Origin of the sequence: Mesorhizobium sp. M4A.F.Ca.ET.022.05.2.1, from assembly GCF_003998845.1 — a bacterium.
GTDB lineage: Bacteria > Pseudomonadota > Alphaproteobacteria > Rhizobiales > Rhizobiaceae > Mesorhizobium.
In genome coordinates, this window is the sequence record NZ_RZOJ01000431.1 from 1 (window position 1) to 5,068 (window position 5,068).

Genomic DNA, 5,068 nt, shown 5'->3' on the forward strand with positions numbered 1-5,068 from the left:
GAGCGAGATGCGCTGCAGCGAGAGGCCGCAATGCTCCATGGTGACGAAGGTGATCGCCAGCACCAGCGGGATGGCGACGGCGACCACGATGCCGGGGCGCCAGCCGAGCGCCAGCAGCGAGACGGCAAGCACGATAGCGATCGCTTCGCCGAGGCTTTTGGTGAACTCGCCGACGGATTCTTCCACCACATGCGACTGGTCGGCGACCAGGCCGAGCTCGGCGCCGAGCGGCAGCTCGGCCTCCATCTCGTGCATCTTCTCCTTGACGTTTTCGCCGAGCGCCAGTGCGTCGCCGCCAGCGGTCATCGAGATCGCGATGCCGACCGCCGGCCTGCCGTTGAAGCGGAACAGCGGCTGCGGCGGATCGGAATAGGCGCGCTTGACCTCGGCGACGTCGCCCAGCCGGAAATAGTGGCCGTTGGCGTAGAAATTGATCGCCTTCAGGCTCTCCTCGGAGGTGAAGCTGCCCGAGACGCGGATGGCGATGCGCTCGGGACCGGCATCGACCGTGCCGCTCGGCGTCAGCTCGTTTTGCGCCTGCAGCGCCTGCGACAGCGTGCCGACGTCGAGGCCGAGCGCCGCCACCTTCCGCGTCGAGAATTCGAGGTAGATCTTCTCGTCCTGCTGGCCGACCAGGTCGACCTTGGCGACATCCTTCACGGTGAGCAGTCCGGCGCGCAGGCTGCTGGCCAGGTCCTTCAGCTCGCGATGGCTGAGACTGTCGGAGGTGAGCGCGTAGATCAGCGAATAGGTGTCGCCGAACTCGTCATTGTAAAACGGGCCCTGGACGCCGGACGGCAGCGTCGGCTTGATGTCGTCGAGCTTCTTGCGCACCTGGTACCAGAGCGGCTGCACCTGGTCGCCCGCGACCGTGTCCTTGAGGTTGACGAACACGACGGATTCGCCGGGCTTGGTGTAGCTCTTTACGTAGTCGAGATCGGGCAGTTCCTCGAGCTTCTTCTCGATGCGGTCGGTGATCTGCTCGACCGTGTCGCTGGTCGTGGCGCCGGGCCACATCGTCTTCACCAGCATGGTCTTGATGGTGAAGGGCGGGTCCTCCTCGCGGCCGAGGCCTTGATAGGCGTAGAGGCCGGCAAGTGCTGCAGCGATCATCAGGTAGATGACGAAGCTCCGGTGGCGCAGCGCCCATTCGGAAAGGTTGAAGCTGGTCATGATGCAACTCCGTTGAATGGCGCGCGCCATCCCGGCGCGCGGCCGGCTGCGCCGGCTGGCGGACAAATGACGATCGGGGTTATGCTCGGCGCCCGCCGGTCAGGCGGACGCCGTGAGGTTCAGGCCAGGCTGTGCATGGTGCCGGCCACACGGTAAGGCGCGCGCTCGGCGGTCCTCGGCCTGATGGCGAGGCCGGCGAGATAGCGCTGGAAAGTCGCCGCCTCCTGGATGGGCGAGGCGAGCGCGACATGGCCGTCGGGCCTCACCAGATAGGCGGCGTCACGCAGCAAGCCGGCTTTGCCGGCCGCTTCGGACCAGGCGAAGGCGTGGACCGGAATGCCGCTCGGCGCGAGCATCGCCCGGAAATCGCAATTGACCTCGCCATAGACATGGACCTGCCAGTCCAGCGAGCGCAGCGGCTCGAAATTGTCGCCCCTCGCGCCGACCACATAAGGCAGGCGGTCGCCGCCGCTGACCTTGCCGGCCGTGCCCGCGCTGATCGGCCCGGCGCGGTACTCGATCGCCGCCTGCGAGATCACGCCGAAGAAGGCACGCGAGCCGAACGAGGTATGCAGCGCGACGTTCATGATCTTCGGCATCAGGTAGCGCCGGAAAATACCGACGAGCCGCGAGCGGCTGGTGACGAAGCGGAACACCTTGTCGGTGCTTTCGATCAGCTTGTGGGCGAAGGCGATGCGCTCCGGCTCATAGCTGTCGAGCAGGCGGGCATCGGCGCGGCCCTGGACCACGGCGGCGAGCTTCCAGGCGAGGTTCACCGCATCGCCCATGCCGGTGTTCATGCCCTGGCCGCCGGCGGGGCTGTGGATGTGGCCGGCATCGCCGCACAGGAACACGCGGCCGGCGCGGAAGCGTTCCGCGACGCGATGATGGACGCGGTAGGTCGAGAACCAGTTGACCTCATGGACCTTGACGCCGGTGTCGCGTTCGACATCGGCGCGGATCGCCTCGAAGGTGATCGTCTCGTCGGCCTCATGCGCCTTCGGCACGATGCCAATCAGCCTGACCGAACCCGACTGCCGGACAGGCATAACGATGGCGAAGCCATAGCTGCTGATCGTCGTGTCCATGCCGTTGGGCGTGATTTCGCCGCTGCCTTTGACGTCGGCGACGTAGAACGACTGTTCGTAGGTGCCGCCGGGGAAGCCGATGTTCAGCCCATGGCGCACGGCGCTGCGGGCGCCGTCGCAACCGGCGAGATAGGCGGCGCTGACGGTCTCGGTGCGGCCGTCCCGGGACAGCGTGGCGATGACCGCTTCGCCCTTGTCCTGGAAGGCGACAAGCTCGGTGCCGCGCTCGACCTCGACGCCGGCGCGCTCGAGATGCGTGATCAGCACGCGCTCGTGGATGTCCTGCGGCAGCGCGAAGGCGAAGGAGTAGAGGCTGATGCCGCGGCCGAAATCCGACAGCGGCAGCCTCGCCGCGACGCCGGCCGGCGTGTGGAGGGTCAGCCGCTCCAGCCGCACGCCGGCGGCGAGCACGTCGTCGACGATGCCGATCTGGCGGTGGAACTCCAGCGTGCGCGCCTGGACGGCAAGCGCCCGAGAGGTTTCGCCGGGAGCGGCGGCCTTGTCGAAGATGCGCACCGGCACGCCGAGTCTGGTCAGCCACAGCGCGAGCGTCAGCCCGGTCGGGCCGGCACCGGCGATCAGGACCTTGGTCTTGGACATGCTCATTTCTCTTCCCCTTCAACGATACGGACTTTTTCATGTTCCCGCAGCCGGTTGACGCCGGCGGTGACGACGATGTCGCCTTTGGCCAGCCCATCGCGGACGACGACGCGGTCGGTCTCGTAGCGGGCAATGGCGACGGGCCTGAGCTCGACGGCGGATGTGGCGGTGACGACCCAGACGGCCGGCCTGCCGTCCTTGTCGAACAGTGCGCTTCCCGGCAGCATGACGACCGGCGCGCCGGCGATTTCGGCGCGGCCGGCGACGCTTGCGCCGAAGCGCATTTCGTCGGGCGCGCCCTCGAGCGAGACCTTGACCTCGAAGGTGCGGGTCGCGGCATCGGCCACCGGCGCGATCTCGCGCACGGTGCCCGTCGCCGTGATCGCCGGATTGCTGAGCAGCGAGACCGTGACCTTCGGCGGCCGCTTCGTATCAGGCGTGTTCGCGAAGGCGGCCTCGGCGATCGAGAATACCGCGTCGCGGCTGTTTGGATCGGCGACGCGCGCCACCATCTGCCCGACATTGACGGACTGGCCGGCTTCGGCGCCGGTCGCGGTGACGATGCCGTCGAAATCGGCATGCAGTTCGGTATATCCGAGTTGGTCCTTCGCCATTTCGTAAGCGATGTTCGCCGACTTCAGCTTCGCCTCGGCCGAGCGCAAATTCTTCAGCGTCGCGTCATAGCTGGCGCGCGTTGTAAAACCCTTGGCCAGCAGCGCGCCGATGCGGGCCTCGGCGGCACTCGCCTCGACCAGCACGGCTTGCGCCGCCGCGACATCCGCCTCGGCGCTAAGCAGCCGGTTGCGGTAGTCCTGGTCGTCGATGCGGGCGAGCACCTCGCCCTTGTTCACGGTCGAGCCGATCTCCGCCATGCGTTCGACGAGCTTGCCGGAAACGCGAAAACCAAGGTCGCTCTCGAGCCGTGGGCGGATTTCACCGATGGCGGTGCGGGTGTCGGCATTGGCTACCGGCGCCACCGCTATCGTCTTGACGAGCTTCGTCTCTGGCGCGTCGGGCTTTGCGTTCGAGGCCTCGCTCCTGGCGCCATGCCAGACCATCGCGGCGCCGCAGGCAAGGACGGCGATCGATCCGGCGAGAAGGCGGCGCCTCAGCGGCCTGTTGTGGAGAAGGGTAGCAATCATGTTGTCTCCATGACCAAGGTTGCGGCCGCGCGCGACGATGCGGCGACCGAAAAAATGCGTTGGCTGGGAGCGATCGGGCGTTGCTGCCTGTCGTTTGCCAGCCCGATCCCTTTTCGCGTTTCAGGTCCGCGAAATCCCGAACGGTTTCTGAAAATTTTCCGATGTTTTGGGATCGGCGCCCTGCCAGGCTCGTCGAGGCCGGTTGACAGCACAAAACAGAGATTGGCACGTAACGTTATGACATATCAGAACTGGCAGATGCGGCGCATGCGAACAAACTCAATCAAAAAGCCGTTGCCGGCGTCGATGGGCTCCGGCTGAGGGCGCGAGCCTCGCAGGACGTTCACCAGCCGCTAACCATGCCGGCGTCGCGGGTCTGCCATCCACAGTTGCCGGCTTCTGGATCAACACCGCTGCCTTGAATAGTAAGCACGCTTATTATATATGCCGCTCATGGTTTCCGACGGCATCGACAGACTGGGCTTCCTGATCCACGACGTGCAGCGCCTGATGCGCAAGCGCTTCGAGGCGCGCGCCAGCGGCTTCGGCCTTTCCTCGGCGCAATGGCGGCTTCTGGTCCGCGTCGCCAAGGAGGCGGGTGTCGCGCAGGCGCGACTGGCTGAACTGCTCGAAATCGAGCCGATCAGCGTTTCGCGCCTCGTCGACCGGATGGAGGAGGGCGGCTGGATCGAGCGCCGTTCCGACGCGGCCGACCGCCGCGTTCGCATGATCTTCCCGACCGCCAAGGCGAGCGAGGCCTATGCCCACGTCAAGAGCCTTGCCGGCGAGGTCTATGAGGAATCGCTGGTCGGCGTTTCGCCGGAAGATCGCCGGGCCCTGATCCGGGCACTGGACGCGATCGTGCAGAATCTTTCGGACGGCGAGACGCCGTCCTCGGAAAAGTGAAAAGTACGGAAGGCGCAGCAGCATGAACGCGGTAGCCAAGGTAGACGAGAAGGCCGCCAGGTTGGAGATGGAGGCGCCGGCGCAGCCGGTCGCCGAGGCGCCGGCGCAGCCGGTCGCCGAAACCCCGGCGCAGCCCGCCCCGGTGTCGGTGACCCCAAC

At 66.5% G+C, this 5,068-nt stretch carries 4 protein-coding genes and 1 pseudogene; 2 read left to right on the forward strand and 3 right to left on the reverse strand.

The window, feature by feature from the left end; translation table 11 throughout:
- From EN745_RS29680 to EN745_RS29690, 3 genes are all read right to left on the reverse strand, one after another.
- Nucleotides 1-1,173, reverse strand: a 1,173-nt coding sequence (locus EN745_RS29680) for an efflux RND transporter permease subunit (protein ID WP_145992203.1), incomplete at its 3' end; no start/stop codon positions are given.
- Between the two features lie 119 nt (nt 1,174-1,292).
- Entirely contained in the window at nt 1,293-2,867 is a 1,575-nt protein-coding gene (locus EN745_RS29685; protein ID WP_210213781.1) for an FAD-dependent monooxygenase, read from the reverse strand.
- Nucleotides 2,864-4,003 (reverse strand): efflux RND transporter periplasmic adaptor subunit, encoded by a 1,140-nt coding sequence (locus EN745_RS29690; RefSeq protein ID WP_126055132.1) that lies wholly within the window; start codon nt 4,001-4,003, stop codon nt 2,864-2,866. The genes EN745_RS29685 and EN745_RS29690 overlap by 4 nt, the downstream gene beginning before the upstream one ends.
- Nucleotides 4,004-4,012: 9 nt before the next feature.
- Here EN745_RS29690 and EN745_RS29695 point away from each other — a divergent pair, with 9 nt between their 5' ends.
- Both EN745_RS29695 and EN745_RS29700 read left to right on the forward strand, forming a co-directional pair.
- Nucleotides 4,013-4,324, forward strand: a complete 312-nt coding sequence (locus tag EN745_RS29695) for a hypothetical protein (protein ID WP_126055131.1) — start codon at nt 4,013-4,015, stop codon at nt 4,322-4,324.
- Between the two features lie 132 nt (nt 4,325-4,456).
- Nucleotides 4,457-4,935, forward strand: a pseudogene (locus tag EN745_RS29700) (MarR family winged helix-turn-helix transcriptional regulator).
- The last annotated feature ends 133 nt before the right edge of the window (nt 4,936-5,068 follow it).